The organism is Bradyrhizobium ivorense (genome assembly GCF_900696085.1).
Classification (GTDB): Bacteria; Pseudomonadota; Alphaproteobacteria; order Rhizobiales; family Xanthobacteraceae; genus Bradyrhizobium; species Bradyrhizobium ivorense.
The window spans coordinates 20,485-41,532 of record NZ_CAADFC020000025.1; the positions used below are offsets into that span (position 1 = coordinate 20,485).

Consider the following 21,048-nt stretch of genomic DNA (forward strand, 5'->3'; position numbering starts at 1 on the left):
GGGGAGAGAGAATCGCGTCCCTCACACTTCGGTCTGCACCGAAGTATCGTGCTGCACCGGCGATGTAATTTCCGTCTCAAACCCACGAGACGGAATCCCCGCCATGACCACCGCATCGCGCCCGCCCGGCATGGCCTTCGAGCTGGCCCTGTTGCTCGCGCTCGCCACGCTCTGGGGCGGCTCCTACACCTTCATCAAGCTCGGGGTCGAGACCATCCCGCCGATCACGCTGATCGCGGCGCGCACGGCGATCGCTGGAGCACTGCTGCTCGTCATCATGCGGATGCGCGCCGTGACGATGCCGACCGACGGCGCGACCTGGCGCCGCTTCATGTTCCAGGGCTGTCTCAACAGCGTGATCCCGTGGACGCTGATCGCCTGGGGCGAATGCTTCGTCGATGCCGGGCTCGCCACCATCCTCAATTCGGCCTCCCCGATCTTCACCTTCCTGTTCACCGCGATGGTCACCCGCCACGAGGCGGCGAGCCCGCGAAAACTGTTCGGCGTGGTGGCCGGCATGGCCGGCATCTGCCTGATCGTCGGCGTCGACGCGTTCCGCGATCTCGGCACCGGCCTGGTGGCCGAGGTCGCCATCGTCGCCGCGACCATCTGCTATGCCTGTGCGGCGATCTTCAGCCGCGGCTTCAAGGGCCTCGATCCGATGGCGCCGGCGGCGGGCTCGCTGCTCGCCGGCGCTGCGATCCTGATCCCGCTCAGCTTCGCCGTCGAGCGGCCGTGGACGCTGGCGCCGTCGACGACGTCGCTCGCGGCGCTGCTGGCGCTCGCGGTGTTCTCGACCGCGATCGCCTTCGTGATCTACTTCCGCCTGATCCAGACCCTCGGCTCGGTCGGCACCACGGCGCAGGCCTATCTGCGGGTGCCGATCGGGGTCGCGCTCAGCGTCAGCTTTCTGGGTGAGCGGCTGAGCCCGACGGCGTGGCTCGGGCTCGCCTGCGTCGTGATCGGGGTTGCCGCGATGACCATCCCGGCGCGGAAAACTGCCGCCGCCTGAAGTTTCGTCTGCCGAAACCAGCCGGCAGGAATCGGGACGATGCTGACGGTGCCGGCTGCGGGGCCAGGAGCGCACCGCTGCGGCGATTCGCCGACGTCATCAGGCTGGACCTCGCGGCCCGGGCCAGGGCCGTCAGGGGAGGCGGGTAATCCCGCCGGACTGACGCCGGCCCTGTGCCGATTTCGGGCACGGCACGTCATCAGGGTGACGCGGATCACACCCTAACTGGCTCCGGCGCTTCAGCATTTCCCCAACGCCCGTAATTTCCCGTATATTGCCGTCCATTGGACCCCGGCCCTGACCATATGACCGTTGAACTGCCGCCGAATTCGCAAGCGCCGCGAGCATTTTCCCTCTCGATCGGCCAGCTCACCTTCGGCAGCTTCCTGCTGGTGCTGGCTGTGATCATCATCACATCCACCGCCAGCGTGATCGCGATCCGCCATATCGATACGACCTTTGCCGAGCTGCAGCGGCTGCAGAGCGTCGGCGACATCTCCGAGGATATCGACCGCCGCATGAACGAGCTGCGGCTGGCGGCGCGGGATTTCGTCACCGAGCCCGGCAGCCAGTCGATTCAGGTCGCCGAGGCGGCCCAGTCGCTGAGCGAGATTCTGAAGAAGACCCGTATCCGGCTTGCCCCCGAGCAGCAGGACATGATCGACGGCGTCACCCAGCGGCTGGCGACCTATCGCGGCGGCATCGAGCGGATTTCGACGCTGCTGAGCCGCCGTGCCGAGCTGGTCGCGGGCCTGCCGCCGCTGCGCGATGCCTTCGACAAGGCGGTCGCCGACAGCCCGGAGCCCGCCTTGGCGGCCGCGCTGTCGCAGACCCAGAGCCGCATCGCGACCGCGCTGCTGGCGCACAACACCTCGGCGGCCGAGCAGGCCGCGCAGAGCATGCGCGCGATGACCATCGCCGATCCCGCGCTGCGGACGGCGGTCGACAATTATGCCGAGGCGATCAGCGCGATCGCAACGCGCGAGGGCCAGATTGCCGACATCGACCGCGAGGTGCTCGGCGAGGAGGGCCGGCTGATCCAGCGCGTCACCGAGCTGCTGCGCGAGCTCAGCACCCGCCGCGGCCATGTGCTGTCGCGGGACTTCGCGCGCACGCTGGCCGAGGCCAAGTGGCAGAGCATCGTGCTCGGCACCGCCGGCGTGCTGATCGGCCTGTTCGCCGCGGTGCTGGTGGTTCGCCGCACCGTGCGGCCGCTGGCCAAGATCGCCGGCTCGATCCGCAAGGTCTCCGGCGGCGAGAAGAGCGCGTTCATCCCGGGCGCCGATCTCGACAACGAGATCGGCGATATCGCGCGCGCCGCCGAGGTGTTTCGCCAGACCCTGATCGACGCCGACAGCGCGCGCGAGGCCGCACTGCGCGCGCTCGCCGAGCAGCGGCTCGCCGAGGAGAGCTATCACAAGCTGTTCGAGGCCTCGGTCGAGGGCATCTATGTGACGACGCCGGGCGGTACGCTGCTCAACGCCAACCCGGCGCTGGCGCGGATGATGGGCTATGCCACGCCGCAGGACCTGATCAACGGCATCGACGACATCGCCTCCACGGTCTATGTCGATCCGGCGGCGCGCGCACGGTACCAGGAGCTGATGCAGCGCGACGGCATGGTGCGCGACTACGAGTACCAGGTCCGTGCGCGCGACGGCTCCGCGCTGTGGCTGTCGGACTCCGCCACCGTGGTACGTAACGATGTCGGCGAGGTGATCCGCTACGAGGGCACGGTGCGCGACATCACCGACCAGAAGCGCGCCGAAGACGCCATCGCCGAAGGCCGCCGCCTGCTGCAGATGGTCATCGACACCGTGCCCGCCGTGATCAACGTCAAGGACAGTGAGCTGCGCTATGTGCTGATGAACCGCTACATGGCCGGCATCTTCGGCATCGAGCCGCAGGACGCGATCGGCCGGACCACCGCCGATCTGATGTCGCGCTACGGCGCGGCCAAGAGCGACGAAAACGACAAGCGCGTGCTGTCGGCGCGGCGCGAGCTCGGCTTCTACGAGGAGGAATACAAGGATTCCGCCGGCAACATGCGGCAATGGCTGGTCAACAAGCTGCCGATCCTCGACACCCAGGGCGAGATCGAGAACATCGTCACGGTCGCGCTCGACATCGGCGAGCGCAAGCGCTCCGAGCAGGAGATGCGCAAGGCGCGGGACTCCGCCGAGGCCGCGCTGCGCAATCTGCGCGAGACCCAGAACTCGCTGATCGAGGCGGAGAAGCTCGCCGCGCTGGGGCGGCTGGTCGCCGGCGTCGCCCATGAGGTCAACAACCCGGTCGGCATCAGCCTGACGGTGGCGTCCGCGCTCGAACGCAAGACCGCGACCTTCGCTGCCCAAGTCGAGCGCGGCGAACTGCGCCGCTCCAGCCTCAACGAATTCCTGAACACGACGCGGGATGCCTCGTCGCAGCTCGTCGCCAATCTCAACCGCGCCGCCGAGCTGATCCAGTCGTTCAAGCAGGTCGCCGCCGACCGCAACTATTCGGACCAGCGCAGCTTCGACCTCGGCGATCTCACCGAGCAGGTGGTGATGAGCCTGCGGCCCGGACTGCGCAAGCACAATCTGACGCTCAACGTCGATTGCGAGCCGGACCTGATCATGAACTCCTATCCCGGGCCGTATGGCCAGGTGCTGACCAACCTGTTCCTCAACGCGGTGGCGCACGCGTTTCCGGACGGCAAGGCCGGCGAGGTCGATATCCAGGTGCACGCCTGCGGCAAGGACAATGTCGAGGTGGTGTTCTCCGACAATGGCTGCGGCATGAGCCTCGACGTGCGCCGCCGCGCCTTCGATCCATTCTTCACCACGCGGCGCGATCAGGGCGGCACCGGGCTCGGCCTGCACATCGTCTACAGCATCGTCACCACGCGGCTCGGCGGACGGCTCAGTCTGGAGTCCGAGCCCGGCCGCGGCACCCGCATCCAGATCATCCTGCCCCGCACCGCCCCGCTGGAGCAGGCCGCGGAGTAGGGGTTTGCTTGCGCGGCTATTTCTGCATGGTGCATTCGCTCTAACCCCGTCATTGCGAGCAAAGCGAAGCAATCCATGTTTCAATTCGGGGATAGATGGATTGCTTCGCTTCGCTCGCAATGACGAGAGAGCAGCTCACTGCCAGTTCCGTCATCCCCGCGCAAAGGCGGAGCCTTTGCGCGGGAATGACGGGCCTAGACTAGCTGCGACTGCAGAGCATTAATTGACATCCGCAAGCTTGTGCAGCGTGGCGCCGAAGATCTGGCTCGCCTTGCCGACCAGCGCGGTGCCGCTCATGGTGCCGCGCGTTTCGGTGAAGGTGCCGGTCACCCCGATGCCGACGGGGGCAGGGCCTCCGAACAGCGGATTGTCGGTGTCGCGCGGCGTGGTGTGGCGCTGCACCAGCACCTCGCCCTTGAAGGTGTCGCCCTTCACCGTGTAGCTGCCGGTGTAATACAAATAGGCGTCGCCGCCGAGGATCTGACCGTCGCGGAAGAGAATCACGCCGCTGCCCTTGCCGACGCGCCCGTCCAGCAAGGTGACGTGGATTGAGTACAGCCCGTTGTTCATGACGTCCCACTTTGCCGGCCCGCCGCGCCCACGGCAGGCCGATCGGTTTTTTATGCCAAAGCACGCAACTTCGCGCAACGCGGCCGGTTATCCCGAGTTGTCCCGACTTGGCGCGAACCCTCGGTTCCTGCCAATGCTGTGACAGCGCGATGACGGCGGGGCCTTGCACGAATCAAATTGGCCCACGAAATGCATAACTGTGGTTGCACTGGCCGGTGAGTGCTGGAGCACACGATACATGACTGACTGCACGGAAGCCGGCGGCCGGTTGGCGCGCCTGTCTCGCGATCATGGAACTCTGGCCCGCCGGCGCGCGGTCGGGGTGACGGTGTCACTGCGGCTCGGCCTGGTGGTGCTGCTGTCGGTGGCGGCTGCGCATCTCGCGGAGGCGCGCGATCCCGACGGCCGCTACGCCAATTCGCCGCTGAAGCAATGGTTCGACGGTCTGCGCAGCGGCAAGGGTCCTTGCTGCTCGGACGCCGACGGCAGCGCGCTCAGCGACGTCGATTGGGAGTCCAAGGACGGGCACTACCGGGTGCGCCTCGACGGCCAATGGATGGACGTCCCCGACGACGCCGTGGTCACCGAGCCCAACCGCGCCGGCCGCGCCATGGTCTGGCCGATCCGCAACAACACCGGCATCACGATCCGCTGCTTCATGCCCGGCAGCATGACCTAGCGGGGCGAGCTTACGAGCAGATCCCGCTCCGCGTCATCCCCGCGCAAAGGCTTCGCCTTTGTCGCTGGAGGTGCGAGCCTCTTCGGCGAGCCTCGAAGGATCGACGCGGCCCCGTCGGTGGCCGTCGACCCTTCGAGGGCCGCTGAAGAAGCGGCCACCTCAGGGTGACGGGTCAGGTTGAATTTGTCCGCTGCTTCAGTGTCACGCGTACTTCTGGTCGCGCTCCAGAAGCTCGATCGAGATGCCCTGCGGGCCGCGGATGAAGCAGATGCGCACGCCGGGACGGATCGTGGTCGGCTCCTTGGTGAACTCGACGCCCTTGGCCTTGATCTCGGCGGCGACCGCGTCGATGTCCTTCACCGTCAGTCCGAAATGGTCGAGCCCCTGATAGGGCGTCACCGGCGGCGCGTTGACGCCGTCGCCGGGTGCGACCTCCGCGATGAACACCTTGGCACCGCCGAGCGCGACGTCGATGCGGCCGGGACCGCGGATGATCTCGCCGCCGAGAATGTCGTGCAGCCAGGCGGCGGTCGCCTCGGGATCGGGACTGCGCAGGTGGATATGGTCCCAGGTCACGGTAGGCATCGCGGTCTCCTTGATTCTCACGCGCTTGCGGCGCGCATTGCCGAGGCGGCGCAAATCTAGAGACGATGCAGAAAGCTGTGAAGCGGTTTTCCCTCGCGAAAACCGCGGCAGCGCGCGCCTTATGCGCCGACAGAAGCCGGCGCTGAAGCGACTGCCGCAAAATCACCGTCCCGGAAGGAAACCATTTTGGTCTCCGGCGATTGTCTCGGCTGTGGCGCCCCGACCCTGCGGCCGTCTCAGGACCAGTGCGGAAGCGGTGCCTGTCGGGGCATGGGCGGCAGGTTGCCGCCGGGGTGAGGGCACGGCGATGCGGATCGGCTTGGCGTCGTTTCGAAACCCGTTTCAAAACGTTGCTGTCGGGCGTTTCGGTGCAGGCAGGTTCTTCGCGGGCCTGCTGTTGCCGCTGATTGCCGTCGCGGGGATCACCGCCTGGCTGATGCTCCCGGAGCTCAGCGACGCTGCCGATGAAGCCGTCTCGCCGGCGCCATCCTCGATCATCCTGACAGCGCAGACTCCGTCGTCCGAGCCGCAGCCCGATCAGGCCGCCGCGAACAAGGAGACACCGCCCGCGGTCGCGATCGTGCCGGCGAACGAGCCGATCACGGAGGGGATCGCGCCTGCGTCGCCGGCCGCGTCCGAGCCCGGCGTCGAAAAATCGCCGCTCGAGGGCCTGCGCGTTGCCTCGCAATCATGGCGGCGCGGCGGGCTCGGCTCGAAGGCGCTGGTCACGCTGACGCTGCGCAATCGCAACGATTTCGCGGTCAAGGATATCGAGATCGCCTGCGCCTTCGCCCGCCGCGACGGCAGCCCTCTGACCCAGCGCAAGCGCCTGATCACCGACACTATCGCGACGCGGACCCGCAAGACCTATTCACGGATGCTGGTCGGATTCGTCAATATCAACGCAACAAAGGCGAAATGCTCGGTTGTTACCGCGAGCCGCCTTTAATCCCCTATCCCGAAAAAGTGAGCACCCCGGGTGAACCAAAATCGGCGGGGAGGAACTAACTAGTACATCACCAGTTTAGGACATGACTCGGCGACGCCGATGCCGGCTTTCCGGGGGATCATGCGCAACCGATGAGATCGGGCGCACGATGGCGGCTGTCATCGTGCGCATACGAGTTGAACCGCGCCCGCTGCGCGGGGGAGCCAGCAAGATGCCAGTGGCGCGTTACTTCATGTTCGTTGGCGGAGTTCTGCTCGCGCTGCTGTTCGCCTTCGATGCCTTCACGCCGAAGGAGAGCGTGGTCGGCAGCGCCATCCAGTCGGCCGGCGGCATCGACAAGAGCACGGTCCGCATCAAATCGACCCAGAAATTGCCGGAGCTGGTGGTGTATGACACCAATCTACCGACCATTGTCCCGTCGCAGGTGAATGCCGTGGCTGCGGCCGCGCCGGCAGCCGCCCGCGACAGCTCGGCGCAGTCCCGGGTCCGCGACACCTTCGCCCAGTTCGTTCCGGGCGAGAAGAACGAGGCAGCCAGCAAGCCGGTGGTGGCGGAGGCCAAGCCGGTCGAGCAGCCGGTCCAGCCGGCGCAGGCGCCCAAGAAGCGCAAGATCGCCCGCAGCCACGCGCATCCGCCGACCCAGCTGCAGCCGCAGCGCTTCGCGCAGCCCGGCCCGTTCCAGTCGGGTCCGTACCAGCCATATCGCGTCGCGCAGCAGCAGCAGCGCTTCGGCTTCTTCAACTGGTAATCAGCCCAGCCGACGATCCGGCCGCCGCGGCAGACGCCAGCGGCGGCTTTTTCGTCTGAATCGCATCAGGCCGAACGGGCGGTCACGCGACCGCCTTGGCCAAATCCCGGCGAAACGCGGTTAGCGGGGCAGGCGCGGGATCTTGTCGGCAAAGCCGTTGTAGCAGGCCAGCCGCTCGTCCTCTTCCTTCACAAAGCGGCAGTCATTGACGCCCTTGGCGGGAGTGGCCTTCGGCTTTGGCTGCGGCTTGAAGATCTCGTCGTAGCAGTTCAGCCGCTCCTTGGTGGCGTCGTCGATGTCCTGGCAGGCCTGCAGCTTCTGCGCGACCGACTGCTTGCCGGCCGGCTCGGCCTTCTCGCCCTTCTTGGCAGCCGACTTGGCCGACTTCTTGCCGACCTGGACCAGCGGCTTGTCGCCGACCATCGGCGGCTGCGCGGCGGCCGGGGCGGTGGCGGGCGGTGCGGCGGTGCCTTGGGCAAGCGCGGCAGCCGGGACCAGGAGCGCCAGCACGAGGATGATCTGTCTCATGTCGAAAATGTCCGAATGGTGATGACCGGGAAGGCGGCGCCGGGAATCCGAAAAGCCCGGCAGCTGCCGTGACTTACCGCATGTTTTGGGGAAATCCTACCCCTCAGCGGACCTCCCCGGAACCGATCCACCGTCAAAATTGGCCCGCCGGGCGGGATTTGGCGCGCCGCGGCCGGGTCAAGGGAAGCGGTCCCGCATCGCCAATTCCGGTCGCGTGCCGAAGCTCATGACCTCCGAGGGAATGGAACGGCGTCGGCGTTGGTCTATCGTCCCGTCTGAAACGGGAGGCGCGCGATGCTGTATGCGGAAGATCTCGCCGAGGGACAGACGTTTCAGCTCGGCAGCTATACGATCAGCGAAGCCGAGATCCTGGAGTTCGCCGGGAAGTATGATCCCGTGCCGATCCACACCGATCCCGTTGCGGCGGCCGCCGGCCCGTTCGGCGGCCTCATCGCGAGCGGCTTCAACACCATTGCGATCTATCAGCGCCTCGTGGTGGAGGCGATCTGGAGCAAGGTCGCCGGCATCGTCGGGCGCAGCCTCGAGATTCGCATCCCCAGCCCGGTCCGCCCCGGCGCCACGCTCACCGGCCAATCGCAGGTCCAGAAGATCACGATGCGGCCGGAGCGCCGCGACGCCGTCGTGATCTTCCGGACCGAGCTGGTCGACGACGAGCGTCGCCCGGTTCTGGTCGTGGTGCTCGACGTGCTGATCCGCATGCGGCCGGCGGACATCGCGTAATCGACGACCTTGCGCGCAGTGCTGCGGCAATTACGACAGGCCGGCGGCGGAACAACGGCGCATCAATGACGCCATTCTCGGCGAGGTCGTGCTGCCCGGCGCCGCCTGAGCCCGCTGCGCGCTTTCACGCATCGACAGACACGGAACTTGTGGGGAACGCAGTCAATGCGTCGCGGCTGCGGAACGTTTCGGTGCCGGATCGGTTCGAGACTTCGAGGCCCCCTCAGAGGGCGAGCGGGGAGGGGAAACCAGCCAAAACCGGAACCACGAACAGGAGCAAGCGCATGAAGCTCAATTCCGCGCAGGTCAAGCAGACGATGACGCAAATGAACGCCCAGGTGCTTCCAGAAGATCACCCGGCGGTCGCGCAACTGAACAGCGTGTTCGGCGAGCACACGTTCTTCGTCGACACCAGCGGCCTGAAAGTTCTCGAACCTGCCGAAGCCCCTGACATGCAGGGGCAGACCGGCGAAGTGGTCAGCCTCGCCGAATGGAGCGATCCGGAACTCACCAGTCTTCGGCCACACGAGCCCGAGCCGACCGGTGTGCTCATCACGCTCGAGCCGAGCAAGCATTGATCGCGCCAGCAGCGCTCCGCGAACGGCCCTGGCGGCCGCTTGCGGAGCGGCTGCCACAAGCCGCAGCGCAGCCGGCCAACGCGCGATGAGATCGCGTCGCATGTTCATCGCGCCTTCGCTTCCCATCCGAGCATGATGCCGGCGCTTGCGCGTCTGCGCGTCACTGCTCGCGACGTTTTGGAATCGGCGACGCGCGACGCGGCGGCGCTCGGCTCGCGGGCGGCGGGAGGAATTCGTCACAGATGCAGTTGCCCTGTCCATCGTCTCGAGCCGGGCTGCCGTCAGGACAGACGTGGCAGAACGGGGGTGGCGGATTCTCCGGCGTGTTGCAGGCGCACGACCATACCCCGATGATCGGCTGCCAGGAGCAGAACCAGTTTTCCGGCGCGCATTTCTTTGGCCTCGCGCATGTGCAGGCATTGCCGCCCCAGAATGGCGCAGAGCCGTCCGGGCACGAAGGCACCATGCCCTCGCAGATTTTGTCGGCCGCAGCTCCTCCCGCAAATGCCGTCAGACCAATCACCACGGCGAAGACAAACGTACAAATCGAGCTCACACGCATAAATATACCTCACTGCTGAAATCGTGGTGAGATTGTACAGCGGATGGCACCGATCGGCCAGCGCAAATGCCTCGGGGTGGAAGCCCGGCGAGTGGTCTGGTGGCGGCGCCGTTTGCCCTCGTGATCGCCGACAGTCCCTAAGGTCACGCCAAGAGGTGCCGAAAGTCACATCCCAAATCAGCCGCGCCTGCCTATGCATCGGTTCCAGGTGCATATCGAGGCGGTGAGGGGCAGATGGGGATGGTGCGGCGCTGGACCTCCGAGGAGGACGAGACGCTCAGGGAGCTCGCCCGGGCCGGAAAGAATGCGCTCGAGATCAGCAACGCGCTGACCCGCAGCCCCTCCGCGGTGCGCCGCCGCGCCGAAGTGCTGTCCGTCCTCATCATTGCAAAAGCCTATCGCGCGCGTCCCTCGCATGTCGCGACCCATCTCGAGCGGGTGGCGATCGACGCGATCGGGAGTAGCCGCCCGTTTCCCGCGGGCGTCGGCCCGAGCACCATCGCCGGAATGATCGAGAAGGGCTGGATCGTCGCCGAGGGCACGACGGCGCGGAAATATCGCGTCACCGATGTCGGCGTCGAGGCGGTGCGGCGCAAGATTCCGAGCGGCGGCTGAGCGGGCGCAGCTCGGTCTCGCGTTGTTCAAATCGGTCGCATGCTCGGTCTTATCTGTGTGATGGCGACGCCGGAGATCGCGAGCGCTCCACCGAAGATCAGCTTTGGCGTCATGCGGTCGCCAAGGAACAACACGCTCGATATCAGGGCGAACACCGGAATTAGCAGGCCGAAGGGGGCGACGCGGCCCATGGAGCAGCGCCCGATCAGCCAGAACCAAAGGCCGAACCCGACAATTCCTCCGATGAAAATGGTGTAGGCGAGTGCCAGCCAGCCGCGCTCATCCGCCGCGACAAGGCTCGTCAGTTGCCCATATTCGAGCAGCAACGACATCAACATGACCTGCGGCACCGTCAGCAGCGACGACCACCCCATCAGCATCAGCGGATCGAACGGGCCGTAGCGTTTGGTCAGGACGGTGGACACCGCAAATGCGAAGGCTGCCCCGACCACGAGCAGCAGCGGAAGCGGATTTGCCGACAGGTCGGGCTCCGTCGCCAGCACGATCACCCCGATGAATGCAAGCACCACGCCGGCGCATGTGGTGAGCGACGGCCGCTCCGCGAGCAGCGGCCAGGCCAACAGGACGGTGAAAGGCGGGGCGAGTTGATAGGCGACGGCCGACATGCTTCCCGAGCCGAGCCCAAGGCCGACATAGAACAGCCCGAAGTTCAGCCCACCAAGGAAAATTGAAATAGCTGCGATAGGGCCGAACTGTTGAGGCGTGGGCCTTTTGACAAACGGAACAAGCAGCAGCGCGATGGCCATGAACCGCAGCGCGAGGAAGAAGAGAGGTGGAAACTCCGTAACGCCCACTTTGATGGCCACGAACTGATAACCCCAGAGCAAGGGAACGGCCACCGCGCAGACGATCTGGATGGCAGACATGGCATCTTTCCTTTCAAGACCGATCGGTCCAAATATCGGCGTGCGAATTCACGGCGCTGTCCACGGGCTGTTTACCTGACGAAACGATCGAGTAGAGCGTCGGCGGTGGCTTGCGACGTAATCGGTGTGGGGCCGGTCTTGGCGATGACGCGCAGCCCCTCGACGAAACAGACGAGAATTCGCGCGGCACTTGAAGGCTCGACACCGTCGGCCAACTTGCCGGCCGCCTTCGCGCGGGAAAGTGCGGCCGCCACCCTGGTCTCCATGGCTTTGAAAAAGCCCGCGGCGCGACGATTGACGTCGGCATCCTGGCCAGCCAGTTCCATGGTCGTGGCCACCAGCAGGCATCCGCGACGGCCTTTCGCACCGCTCGTGCGGTCGACGTAGCCGGCAAAGTAACTCCGCAGGCCGTCGACGGGATCTCTGCGCGGATCGAATTCGATATCCATCCGTGCCAGCGCATCGGCGATGTAGCGATCGAGCGCACACAGGAACAGCGAGTGCTTGTCACCGAAAGCAGCATAGAGGCTGCCGCGCGAGAGCTTCGTCGCACGAAGCAGATCGGGCAGCGCCGTGGCGTGATAGCCACGCGACCAGAACACCTGCATGGCCCGTTCGACGGCGCCGTCGACGTCGAAACTTCGGGGGCGGCCGCGGGGCAACTGTGCCGGAGCTTGATTCATGACCGATATATAGACCAATCGGTCTTTAAATCGCAAGCGCCAAGTACGTGTCGGCGTCGCAAATATCAGCCGCGGCCATGTTCCATGACGGCAAGGGTGAGAACAAGGCACGGTGGAATCGGCTATTGCCCGAAGCTCATGCCGGGCCGGATCATGCCTTCCAAGATCGCATTCATATGCCGGTCGACCGTCGCGATGTCGGTGGAGGGGCCGACGGCGACGATGCTGTACGCCAAGTGCTGATCCATGGCCTGACAGGCAATCTGGATCAAAAGTTCCTGCGAGTTTGGAAACATCGCGCCGCCACCGACGCCGATTTCGCTGAAACCGTAAATACTGAAACCATGCAACAAAAGTTGCCGCTGGCCCTCCGCTGCGCAGTCGCCGTTCCACTTTTTGATGTAGTCGGCGGTCATCTTTGGCGGAAGCGTATATGCCTGCCATCGCCAATTCATGTACATCGTCGGGCTCGACAGCTTGGAGGCATTGGCGCCGGAGGGAAACAGCTTGTCCCAACTGGTGACCACGGCGGTCGCCAAACTCAAGACGGCGACGATCACCGCAATCCAGGTCGTCTTGCCTGATCCTTCGCTCACGATGCCGGGTCCAACGTTGGTGATGAAAAAGCCCGCGCGAAATGCACTCTGAAAAACGTCCGGGACGAGTATATCAGAGGTATAGATTTATACCCATCACAACCTGTCGATCCGGCGGGGGGCGCACTCGCGTATCCGGAATATCCGACCTGGGGTGAGGCTTGGGCGCGGCAGGTGCTCGCCGACCGAAGTCCGAAATGGCGGCTAACCCGTTGATAGAAGCGCGCTCGAATGGATTTGAATCTCCGACCCTCGGAATCGAAATCCGATGCTCTGGCGGGGTGAGCCGCAAAGGCGCGCGCCGCCGAATTGCGGTGGAGGCACTACGCGCCGGTGGTCGCCGAACCTCCGTCGCGGGACGCGAGATCGTTGGGCTCACCGCGCGGCCGATCGCGCAAGTTCAGCTTGCTTGTGTCGCCACCGGCCCACGCCAATGTCTTCGGGTCCATCACACGGAACCAGAGCGGCGGGATGGCCGCCAGCCCGAACATCCCGGTGTAGCCGTTCGGCAGCCGCGGGATGTCGTCGAAGTCGCGCAGCGACTGGTAGGGGCGCATCGGGTTGGCGTGGTGATCGGAATGACGTTGCAGATGGAAGGTCATCAAATTCGAGACGATGTGGTTGGTGTTCCAGGAGTGGCGCGGCTCGACCGGCTGGTAGCGGCCGTTCGACAGTTTTTCGCGCAGCAGCCCGTAATGCTCGACATAGTTGGCCTGGGTCAGCGCATACCAGCCGAGGAAATGATGCGCGACGATGAACGGCGCGACCTTCCAGCCGAACAGCGCAATCAGCGCGGCCGCGACGACGAAGGTGAGCGCAAAGCCTTGCAGGATCTCGTTGTTGACCGACCAGACCGGCTCGCCGCGCCTGGTCAGCCGTTCGGCCTCGTTGCGCCAGCCGCGCCGGAATGCGCCGGGCAGTTCGCGCAGCGCGAACGCATAGATCGATTCACCGAACCGCGCGCTGGCGGGATCCTCGGGGGTCGCGACCCAGGTGTGGTGGCCGCGATTGTGCTCGACGCGGAAATGCGCGTAGCCGACCGCGCAGTTGGCGAGCGTGCCGAACAGGATGTTGAGCTTGTCCGGCTTGTGGCCGAGCTCGTGCCCGATCAGCAGCGCGCCGCCATTGATGGTGCCGACGCCGAGCAGCAGCGCGACATAGGACCACCACGGCAGCTCCTGGGTGCCGAAGAACGCGATCAGCGCAACGTAGTTCACCCAGGGAAACACCACGGTGAAGCGCGCCAGCCTGAGATAATACGGATCGGCCTCCATCGCGCCGACCACCTCGGCCGGCGGATTGTGGGTGTCCTCGCCGATCAGCATGTCGAGCAGCGGGATCAGGCCGAAGATGAAGACGAACGGAATCAGCGTCGCCAGCGGATTGTGGGTCTCGAGATAGAGCCGGTAGGACAGCAGCGGGACCAGCGGCGGAATGAAGGAGAGCATCCACAGATAGCGTTTGCCGTCCCGATAGGTGATCGTCTCGCCGGCAGCATTGGTGCCCGTGAAGATCATCGTCATCCTCCAGCGTCGCTTTTTCGAGGCGGCGTTTGCCGTTGTTGCGCTCAGCATGCCGCGAGGCGGGGCTGCGCCGCCAGTTCACAACAGGCCAATTTTGTGGCATTTTGCGCCAAGCCTACGCGAGGGGAGGTCGCCGACGCCATGCAGGGATCGGACTCGGTTGCTCTCCGTGCGCCGGTCACCGTGAGCTATGCGCGGGCCCTGGTCCGGGCCTTCGGCAAGACGCGGGGCGAGCGCGACGAGCTGCTGAACGGCACCGGTGTGCAGCTTGCGCTGCTCGAGCAGCCGGGCGCGCACATGCCGGTCTCGGCGCTGGTGGCGCTGGCCGCCAACATCACCCGCCGCAATGGCGAACTGTGGCCGTTGTCGGCCGCGGCAGTCTGGTCGACATCGCTGCAGGGCGCGCTCGACGTCGCGACCCGGACCGCGCCGACCATCGCGGATGCCTTGACCATCGGCGCCCGCTTCGGATCGACCCGCGCGCCCTTCATCCGCAACCAGCTGCGCAAGACCGCGCGGGCGATCCAGATCGAGATCTCGCCCACGGTGGCGATGGACGATGCGCTGTGGCGCGCCGTCGCGCTCGCGGTCGGCCTCAATGTGCACGCGGTGTATGTGCAGCTGCTCGAGGATGCGATCGGCCAGGCGACGCTGCAGTTTCCCTGGCCGCCGCCGGCGGGCGCGGAGCGGCTGGCGCCGCATTTCTCCTGCGCCGTGCAATTCGACGCCGCCGCCTTCGGCTTCGAGGTGCCGAAACTGCTGTGCGCGCGGCCGTCGCCGTTTGCCGATCCGGAATTGCACGCCCGGGCGATCGAGGCGCTGCAGGCGGTCGAAAAACCGCGGCCGGACGGCGAGGCGTTGGCGCGGATCGTCGAGAACCTGATCGCGGCGCGCCTGCCGCAACGTCTGGCAGAGGAAGAAGCCGCGCGCCTGCTCGGCACCTCGCGGCGCACGCTGGTGCGGCGGCTGGCCGAGACCGGCCACGCCTTCCGGCCGTTGCTCGACGCCGTGCTGCGCGAGCGCGCCCGCGCCATGCTCGCGTCGGGGACGCAATCGCGCGACGCGATGGCCGCCGCGCTCGGCTACACCGACGCGACGAGCTTCAGCCGCGCCTGTCGGCGGTGGTTCGGGGAGAGGGGCGGGCGGGGCTAGAGCATGATCCGGAAAAGTGTGAAGCGGTTTTCCGAAAAGATCATGCTCAAACAAAGAGCAAAAGCGCGATGACGATTCAGCCCAATCTCATCGCGCTGTAGCGGGGCTTGCGAGCAGAGCTATTCCGGCTTTTTGCCAACCACCCACTTCACGATCGGCCAGCCCACCAGGAAGGATGACCCGACGGTTCCGGCCAATCTGACGAACAAGTCGCCGTAATGGCCGTCGAAATAGAACGGTGCCCTGTTATAGAAGATGAGCACGAGGATGACGCTGAGCGCGCAGCAAAGTGCCGCCAGCAAGCGGGAGACCTGTCCCTCCAGATGCGCGACGCGCTCAACGAGATTGTCGTTATCGCCCATCTCACGACTTTCCTTCGGCCCAGGCTCGACAATGGACGGATCGCCTCACATGGACCGGGTGCAAGAGGCGTACGGCGAATGCAGCGTCCTGCAACCGGCAAGGAAGCGCAAGGCGTGGGTTTTACGGGGCAGCCGCTGCGCAGCAGCGTAAGGTGGGGAAGAGCGCAGCGAAACCCCATCGATTGCATCGGCGCGGCGAGACGATGGGTTTCGCTGCGCTCTACCCACCCTACACACCGATCACGGTGACGCTTCACTCAACGACTATGCGGGGGTGCTGTTGGGTGGCGCGCTCGGAAGGATTCGAACCTCCGACCCTCGGAATCGAAATCCGATGCTCTATCCAGCTGAGCTACGAGCGCGTTGCGGGTCGATTACCAGACTTGGCCGGGGAGGGCCAGCAACCTCGGCATGCGTGTGCCGCGTGCTGGCCGTCAGCTCAATTCCTCAGAAGCACGGGTGGCGGCGGTGGTCCTGGCCGATATAGGCGGCGGAGCCCTGGTAGCACTTGTTGGTCGAGGGGCCGTCGTAGAACGCGAAGGTGCCCGGGGTGGGGCCGGGGCCGTAATTGTGCAGATAGCTGATGTGGTAGGGCAGGCCCCAATGGGCGTGGCGGTGGTGATGCCGGTGGCGGGGGTAGAGGGACATATCGGCCGCGGTCGCCGTGCTCAGGGCCGGAACGGCCAGGGAAACGGTCAGGGCTAGGGCGGCGAGCAGCTTGGTCTTGGTCATTGGCGGCCTCCGGGCATTCACGCTGGAATCGGCAGTTTCGGCCGCTCCGGGCTCCATTTAACCCGGAATCGGGCGAAAAGCTGCGGGAAATCAGCCACAGCGCGCCAAATTTTGCCTTTTTGCGGATGCTTAACCGATTGCCAACACAGTCCGGCCAGAGTCTTGCGGTCAGGTCCATCCGGCCTGACCCCTCCCGGCCAGGCTTTTTCGGTTCAAACCTTTCATGCGCATCACGCCCCTTGCCTTGCTGCTCCTGGTTCTGGCTGCCGCGCCGGCGCGGGCGGATCTGCACATCACGCGCGACCACGGCGGCTATGTCGAGGAGTACAAGACCAAGTACAAGCGTATCAAGGAACGCGGCGAGCGCGTCATCATCGACGGCATCTGCAACTCGGCCTGCACGCTGGTGTTCGGCATCGTGCCGATGAACAAGATCTGCGTGACGCCGAAGGCCAGCCTCGGCTTCCACCAGGCCTATTACGACAAGGCCTTCACCTTCGGCATCAAGGTCACCAGCCTCGAGGGCACCTCCGACCTGATGTCGTACTACCCCAACACGGTGAAGGACTGGATCCGCCGCAACGGCGGGCTCACCACCGAGATGAAGAAGATCAAGAACGGGATCGAGCTCTGGAAGATCGTCGATCCCTGCCCTGAAGAGTGGTAGCAACCGGCCCACGGGTCATTGTTGTTTGACGCGTTTTCTTTACGCGAACCGGCCTCCACTTCGCTCGAAAACGCTCTAGCTCTTCGGCCTGATCTCGCCGTCCGACACCAGCAGCACCGAGACCTTGGACTTGCCGAGCACGGAAGCGGCGACGCTGCCAAAATTCAGGCTGTCGCCCTGGATGCGGTCGGTGCCGAGCACGACGAGATCGGCGCGGCTTGCGGCGATCTCCTGCAGGATCGCGACCTCGGGCGCGGTGTTGGCGCGCAACGTCGTCGCCACGTTGACGTCGTAACGCGCCGCGGCCGCGGCGATGTCCTTCAAAATCGCTTCCTCGCGGGCCAGCGACATGCTGGTGCTGCTGCGGCGGGCGCCCTTGTCGCGCGTGGTCGAGACATAGACTACCTGCAGCGGCAGCGCGGACAGGCGTGCCAGCGCGATCGCGACCTCGGCGCCGCGCCGCGACACATTGCTGCCCGACACCGGCACCAGGATTTTTCGCGGGTTCGCGGTCGGGTGCTGCTGATGCGCGCCCTTGGCGACGACGATCGCCAGCGGACCGTCGAAGCCCGCGGTCAATTCGTCGATCCCCTTGTTGAAACCGCCGTCGCGGTCGGCGACATCGTCGATGCCGACGACCAGCAGGTCAAATCCCTTTTTGGCTTCCTCGGCGATCGCCTCCGCCGCCGCCTTCTCGGGCGCGCGGGTGAGGACGTCGACATTGCCGCCGCCGTCGGCATCGGCCTTTGCGCTCTCTTTGGCGGCGTTGATCACGGCGGCCTCGTGGCTTTGCTCGTCGCCGCGGTTCTGCTCCGCAAGCCCGGGATGGGCGCCGACGTGCAGCACGGTGATCGGCAGGCCGCGCCCGCCGGCCAATAGACCTGTGAGATGGGCGGCGAATGTCGCGTTGAGGCTGTCGTCGACCGCGAGCAGCAGCCGCTCGAGATTGGCGACGAAACCGCGCTGCTCGTATTCCTCGCGCTCCAGCCGCTCCTTCTCGTCCTGGCCGAGCGGCAGTTTTGACAATGCCGCGCGCAGCATCGGCGGCATCGCAATCGTGGTCAGCACCGCCATGGTCAAGATCATCGAGAACATGGTCTGGCTCAACACGCCCATCGACAGGCCGATGGTGGCGATGACCACCTCGGTCGAGCCGCGCGCATTCATGCCGCTCGCCAGCGCATAGGATTCCTGCCGCGTCAGCCCGCCGAGCGCGCCGCCGGCGAAGGCGCCGCCGAATTTGCCGATGCTCGCGATCAGCACCAGCGCCGCGGTCAGCGCCAAGAGCGACGGATCCTTCAGCACGGTCAGATCGGCGCTCAAGCCGGCGAGGCCGAAGAACACCGGCATGAACAGGCTCGAGATCAGCCCGCGCAGCCGTTCGTCGATCTGCCGGGTCAGGATCGGGGATTCGCCGACCAGCACGCCGGCGATGAAGGCGCCGAGCACGGTGTGCACGCCGATCAGATGCGTGATCATCGCCATCACGCTCATCAGCAGCAGGATGACGGTGATGACGGCCGCGGTGCTCATCAGATTGTCATTGGCCCAGCGGATCAGCCGGAACACCAGGCGACGGCCGATCGTAAAACTGACCGCGAGGAAGGCGAGGGTGCCGAGCAGCGCCTGCGCCACCGACATGACGTCGAGCGTGCCGCGCGAGGCGAGGCTGAAGATCATCGCGATGATGATCCAGCCGATGGTGTCGTCGATGATCGCGCTCGCGACGATGATCTGGCCGACATTGCGGCGCATGAAGTTCATCTCGCGCACCACCACGGCGACGATCTTCACCGACGAGATCGACAGCGCGGTGCCGAGGAACAGCGCTGCGATCAGCCGCGCTTCCGGATGAGGCAGCAGATATTGCGGCAGGAATTCGCCGAGCGCGAAGCCGCAGACGAACGGCACCGCGATGCCCGCGATCGAGATCGTGGTCGCGGCGCGGCCGACCTTGCGCACCAGCTTGAGGTCGGTCTCCATGCCGGTCAGCAACAGCAGCAGCAGGATGCCGAACTGCGCGATGCCGTCGATTAGCGCCTTCTGCTCGCCGGACGTCGGAAAGATCGCGGCCTGCGCCGAAGGCCACAGCCAGCCGAACAGCGAGGGGCCGAGCAGCAGGCCGCCGAGCAGTTCGCCGATCACGGAGGGCTGGCCGACCCGCTGCATCAGTTCGCCGAGCCCGCGCCCGACCGCGATCAACAGCGCGATCTGCGCCAGCAGGATGAACTCGGAAGGTTTTGCCGCCTTGCCGGCCTCGGCGCCGGCCGCGGTTGCGGTCGCGAGCAGAATGATCACCGCCCAGATCGCCGGTTGCAGCCGCCGCCCGCGGATCACCATCGCGTCTCCGATTCCAGATCCGGGCCCGAGCGGACAACAGGCCCGCGCGTTGTGGCCCCGATCAGCCCATCAACGCCCGGGTTCCAAAAGCGATCCATTGCGCCTTCGCACGGCGGCAGGCCGGCGCTGTGCATGGTGATCTGGAACCGAGGCCAGCCGCATGCGTTGCATCTCCATGATGCGAATGTCCCACCGTTGATGAGCCTGGCCCGCGTGCGATCGCGAGCCCTGCTCGCATGCACGGGAGGCCATGATGGCGACCAGAACCAATCTTTCGAAAGCAGAACTCGCGCGCAGCGTCGCCGGCGCGGCGTCGGCAATGATCCTGAGCGGGCTGGCGCTGTTTGCCGTCGCCCATCATCTGAGCGGCGGGTAAGTTATGCAGGGTCCGGGGCAGTCCACCGCCGACGCGATCGACGACGCGCGGATTGTGCGCGCCTCAGAGGCGATCTGCACGATGACCGGCAATCACGAGACCGAACTGAATGAGACCTGCGGCCCGCAAGGCTAGCGCGTCCGTCCGCCCCTGCAACGGCTTCGCGCGATTACGCGGAGGCCGCGCTGCAGGCGCTTGCGTGCGCCTTCCTGATCAGGGTGCTGCTGGCGCGCCGTTGAGGCGCGCCAATCGACGTGGTCAGTTGCAGATCAAGCCGCGCGGCGCTTGCGCGTGCGCGCCGCCTTCTTCGCCGAGCGCGATCGCGCCGCGGCAGGCCGTTTCGCGGCGGACTTGCCGCCCAGCTTGCCACCCTTGCGCGACGGGGCATGGTTTTCGCGCGTGCCGCGGCCGGAGCCGCTCTTCTTGCCGCCATGGGTCTCCGCATTGACGGTGGCCCATGCGCGGCGCTCGGCCTCGCGCTCGGAAACGCCGCGTTTCTCGTAGCCTTCCTCGATATGCTCGGCCTGGCGCTTCTGCTTGTCGGTGTAGCTGGACTTGTCGCCTCTGGGGCATTGTGCTCTCCTACTCCTATCGTCAAGACCCTTGCGGTGCGTCGGCGTCGTCATCGTTGGGCTGCACGACCTCGAACCGCGTCCGGCTGAAGCGGCCCAGACCGCTCAGCTCGTAATAGCCGTCGCGCTCGAGATCGCGCGTCACCTCGTAGACGCGCCCCAGCGAGAGCGTGTCCCGCTGCAGCGTGTTGTCGATGCATCGAACGAGCAAATTCTTGCCGGTTTCCATGCCGTCATCCCCAAGTGTTTCGCCAAAGTGTCGGGCAATTGTCTGATGCGCCATGCTGGCGCGCCGTCATCGTGACGTGCTGGTCGTGCCGGTCACGAGACCTCCTTCGGCAGCTTCCACGCAGGCGCCGGTTCAAACACCTCGTCGCCGGGAATCTGCTTCATGTGATAGCCTGCGGGCAGCACCTGACCGCCGGCCTCGTCGGCGACGGGAACGTCGAGGACGAGCCCGCTGATCAATGCATGTTCCCACGCTTGCTTTTCCGTCGGAAAAGCGCGGTCGATTTGTTTGTCGCGATCGAACAACGCGTAGGGCATTTCGTTTCCTTCGGATGGAATGCCGGTTCGCGGAGGGTGCCGCCTGTCATGCTGAAAA

The 21,048-nt window shown here is 65.7% G+C and carries 24 protein-coding genes and 1 tRNA gene; 11 read left to right on the plus strand and 14 right to left on the minus strand.

The features are described from left to right. The first annotated feature begins 103 nt into the window (after positions 1-103). Both CI41S_RS30310 and CI41S_RS30315 read left to right on the plus strand, forming a co-directional pair. Positions 104-1,012, plus strand: a complete 909-nt coding sequence (locus CI41S_RS30310) for a DMT family transporter (protein WP_172628246.1) — start codon at positions 104-106, stop codon at positions 1,010-1,012. A 305-nt stretch (positions 1,013-1,317) separates the two neighbouring features. After that, positions 1,318-3,999 (plus strand): PAS domain S-box protein, encoded by a 2,682-nt coding sequence (locus CI41S_RS30315; RefSeq protein ID WP_139862863.1) that lies wholly within the window; start codon positions 1,318-1,320, stop codon positions 3,997-3,999. Between the two features lie 219 nt (positions 4,000-4,218). Here CI41S_RS30315 and CI41S_RS30320 read toward each other — a convergent pair whose 3' ends face one another. Then, complete coding sequence (locus tag CI41S_RS30320) at positions 4,219-4,569, minus strand: GrlR family regulatory protein (protein WP_139484411.1); 351 nt, start codon at positions 4,567-4,569, stop codon at positions 4,219-4,221. Positions 4,570-4,807: 238 nt separating this feature from the next. Here CI41S_RS30320 and CI41S_RS30325 point away from each other — a divergent pair, with 238 nt between their 5' ends. Continuing rightward, positions 4,808-5,248 (plus strand): hypothetical protein, encoded by a 441-nt coding sequence (locus CI41S_RS30325; RefSeq protein ID WP_229178135.1) that lies wholly within the window; start codon positions 4,808-4,810, stop codon positions 5,246-5,248. Positions 5,249-5,449: 201 nt separating this feature from the next. On the opposite strand, the gene CI41S_RS30330 is transcribed toward CI41S_RS30325, so the two are convergent. Continuing rightward, a complete protein-coding gene (locus tag CI41S_RS30330; protein WP_139484412.1) occupies positions 5,450-5,833 on the minus strand; it encodes a VOC family protein in 384 nt (127 codons plus the stop codon). 25 nt (positions 5,834-5,858) lie between these two features. Here CI41S_RS30330 and CI41S_RS30335 point away from each other — a divergent pair, with 25 nt between their 5' ends. Together CI41S_RS30335 and CI41S_RS30340 are read left to right on the plus strand one after the other, a co-directional pair. Next, a complete protein-coding gene (locus tag CI41S_RS30335) occupies positions 5,859-6,782 on the plus strand; it encodes a hypothetical protein (RefSeq protein WP_139862864.1) in 924 nt (307 codons plus the stop codon). Positions 6,783-6,993: 211 nt separating this feature from the next. After that, the gene (locus tag CI41S_RS30340; RefSeq protein WP_139484414.1) at positions 6,994-7,530 is read left to right on the plus strand and encodes a hypothetical protein; all 537 of its coding nucleotides are present in this window, start codon (positions 6,994-6,996) and stop codon (positions 7,528-7,530) included. A 120-nt stretch (positions 7,531-7,650) separates the two neighbouring features. Here CI41S_RS30340 and CI41S_RS30345 read toward each other — a convergent pair whose 3' ends face one another. Further along, positions 7,651-8,058 carry a hypothetical protein gene (locus tag CI41S_RS30345; protein ID WP_139862865.1) on the minus strand — a complete coding sequence of 136 codons (408 nt, stop codon included), beginning with the start codon at positions 8,056-8,058 and terminating at the stop codon, positions 7,651-7,653. A 294-nt stretch (positions 8,059-8,352) separates the two neighbouring features. Here CI41S_RS30345 and CI41S_RS30350 point away from each other — a divergent pair, with 294 nt between their 5' ends. From CI41S_RS30350 to CI41S_RS30360, 3 genes are all read left to right on the plus strand, one after another. Next, on the plus strand, positions 8,353-8,799 hold the full coding sequence (locus CI41S_RS30350; protein ID WP_139862866.1) for a MaoC/PaaZ C-terminal domain-containing protein: 447 nt from the start codon (positions 8,353-8,355) through the stop codon (positions 8,797-8,799). 284 nt (positions 8,800-9,083) lie between these two features. Next, positions 9,084-9,377 carry a hypothetical protein gene (locus tag CI41S_RS30355; protein WP_139484417.1) on the plus strand — a complete coding sequence of 98 codons (294 nt, stop codon included), beginning with the start codon at positions 9,084-9,086 and terminating at the stop codon, positions 9,375-9,377. Positions 9,378-10,173: 796 nt separating this feature from the next. Continuing rightward, entirely contained in the window at positions 10,174-10,554 is a 381-nt protein-coding gene (locus tag CI41S_RS30360; protein ID WP_139484418.1) for an SANT/Myb-like DNA-binding domain-containing protein, read from the plus strand. A 26-nt stretch (positions 10,555-10,580) separates the two neighbouring features. Here the strand turns inward: CI41S_RS30360 and CI41S_RS30365 are convergent, their stop codons facing one another. The 4 genes from CI41S_RS30365 to CI41S_RS30380 all read right to left on the minus strand — a co-directional run bounded on the left by CI41S_RS30365 (position 10,581) and on the right by CI41S_RS30380 (position 14,237). Beyond that, positions 10,581-11,441 (minus strand): DMT family transporter, encoded by an 861-nt coding sequence (locus tag CI41S_RS30365; RefSeq protein ID WP_139862867.1) that lies wholly within the window; start codon positions 11,439-11,441, stop codon positions 10,581-10,583. Between the two features lie 71 nt (positions 11,442-11,512). Beyond that, entirely contained in the window at positions 11,513-12,049 is a 537-nt protein-coding gene (locus CI41S_RS30370) for a TetR/AcrR family transcriptional regulator (protein WP_244622343.1), read from the minus strand. A 197-nt stretch (positions 12,050-12,246) separates the two neighbouring features. Beyond that, positions 12,247-12,720, minus strand: coding sequence for a hypothetical protein (locus tag CI41S_RS30375; RefSeq protein ID WP_139484420.1), 474 nt, complete (start codon positions 12,718-12,720; stop codon positions 12,247-12,249). A 323-nt stretch (positions 12,721-13,043) separates the two neighbouring features. Further along, positions 13,044-14,237: an alkane 1-monooxygenase gene (locus CI41S_RS30380; RefSeq protein WP_139862868.1), complete on the minus strand. Its 1,194-nt coding sequence runs from the start codon at positions 14,235-14,237 to the stop codon at positions 13,044-13,046. Between the two features lie 147 nt (positions 14,238-14,384). On the opposite strand from CI41S_RS30380, the gene CI41S_RS30385 reads away from it, so the two are divergent. Continuing rightward, complete coding sequence (locus CI41S_RS30385) at positions 14,385-15,395, plus strand: AraC family transcriptional regulator (RefSeq protein ID WP_139862869.1); 1,011 nt, start codon at positions 14,385-14,387, stop codon at positions 15,393-15,395. 119 nt (positions 15,396-15,514) lie between these two features. On the opposite strand, the gene CI41S_RS30390 is transcribed toward CI41S_RS30385, so the two are convergent. From CI41S_RS30390 to CI41S_RS30400, 3 genes are all read right to left on the minus strand, one after another. Further along, positions 15,515-15,757 carry a hypothetical protein gene (locus CI41S_RS30390; protein WP_139484422.1) on the minus strand — a complete coding sequence of 81 codons (243 nt, stop codon included), beginning with the start codon at positions 15,755-15,757 and terminating at the stop codon, positions 15,515-15,517. A gap of 285 nt (positions 15,758-16,042) precedes the next feature. Beyond that, positions 16,043-16,119, minus strand: a tRNA-Arg gene (locus tag CI41S_RS30395). Positions 16,120-16,204: 85 nt separating this feature from the next. Then, positions 16,205-16,489: a hypothetical protein gene (locus CI41S_RS30400; protein ID WP_139862870.1), complete on the minus strand. Its 285-nt coding sequence runs from the start codon at positions 16,487-16,489 to the stop codon at positions 16,205-16,207. Positions 16,490-16,712: 223 nt separating this feature from the next. Between CI41S_RS30400 and CI41S_RS30405 the strand changes: the two genes are divergently transcribed. Then, positions 16,713-17,156: a hypothetical protein gene (locus tag CI41S_RS30405; protein ID WP_139862871.1), complete on the plus strand. Its 444-nt coding sequence runs from the start codon at positions 16,713-16,715 to the stop codon at positions 17,154-17,156. Between the two features lie 75 nt (positions 17,157-17,231). On the opposite strand, the gene CI41S_RS30410 is transcribed toward CI41S_RS30405, so the two are convergent. Further along, on the minus strand, positions 17,232-19,496 hold the full coding sequence (locus tag CI41S_RS30410; protein WP_139862872.1) for a cation:proton antiporter domain-containing protein: 2,265 nt from the start codon (positions 19,494-19,496) through the stop codon (positions 17,232-17,234). A 253-nt stretch (positions 19,497-19,749) separates the two neighbouring features. Between CI41S_RS30410 and CI41S_RS45070 the strand changes: the two genes are divergently transcribed. Beyond that, positions 19,750-19,872: a hypothetical protein gene (locus CI41S_RS45070; RefSeq protein WP_256436477.1), complete on the plus strand. Its 123-nt coding sequence runs from the start codon at positions 19,750-19,752 to the stop codon at positions 19,870-19,872. 269 nt (positions 19,873-20,141) lie between these two features. Here the strand turns inward: CI41S_RS45070 and CI41S_RS30415 are convergent, their stop codons facing one another. From CI41S_RS30415 to CI41S_RS30425, 3 genes are all read right to left on the minus strand, one after another. Beyond that, entirely contained in the window at positions 20,142-20,498 is a 357-nt protein-coding gene (locus CI41S_RS30415; RefSeq protein ID WP_139862873.1) for a plasmid stabilization protein, read from the minus strand. Further along, entirely contained in the window at positions 20,467-20,673 is a 207-nt protein-coding gene (locus CI41S_RS30420; RefSeq protein WP_139484427.1) for a hypothetical protein, read from the minus strand. Before CI41S_RS30420 ends, CI41S_RS30415 begins: the two co-directional genes overlap by 32 nt. A 92-nt stretch (positions 20,674-20,765) precedes the next feature. Continuing rightward, on the minus strand, positions 20,766-20,990 hold the full coding sequence (locus tag CI41S_RS30425) for a hypothetical protein (protein ID WP_139484428.1): 225 nt from the start codon (positions 20,988-20,990) through the stop codon (positions 20,766-20,768). Between the last annotated feature and the right edge of the window lie 58 nt (positions 20,991-21,048).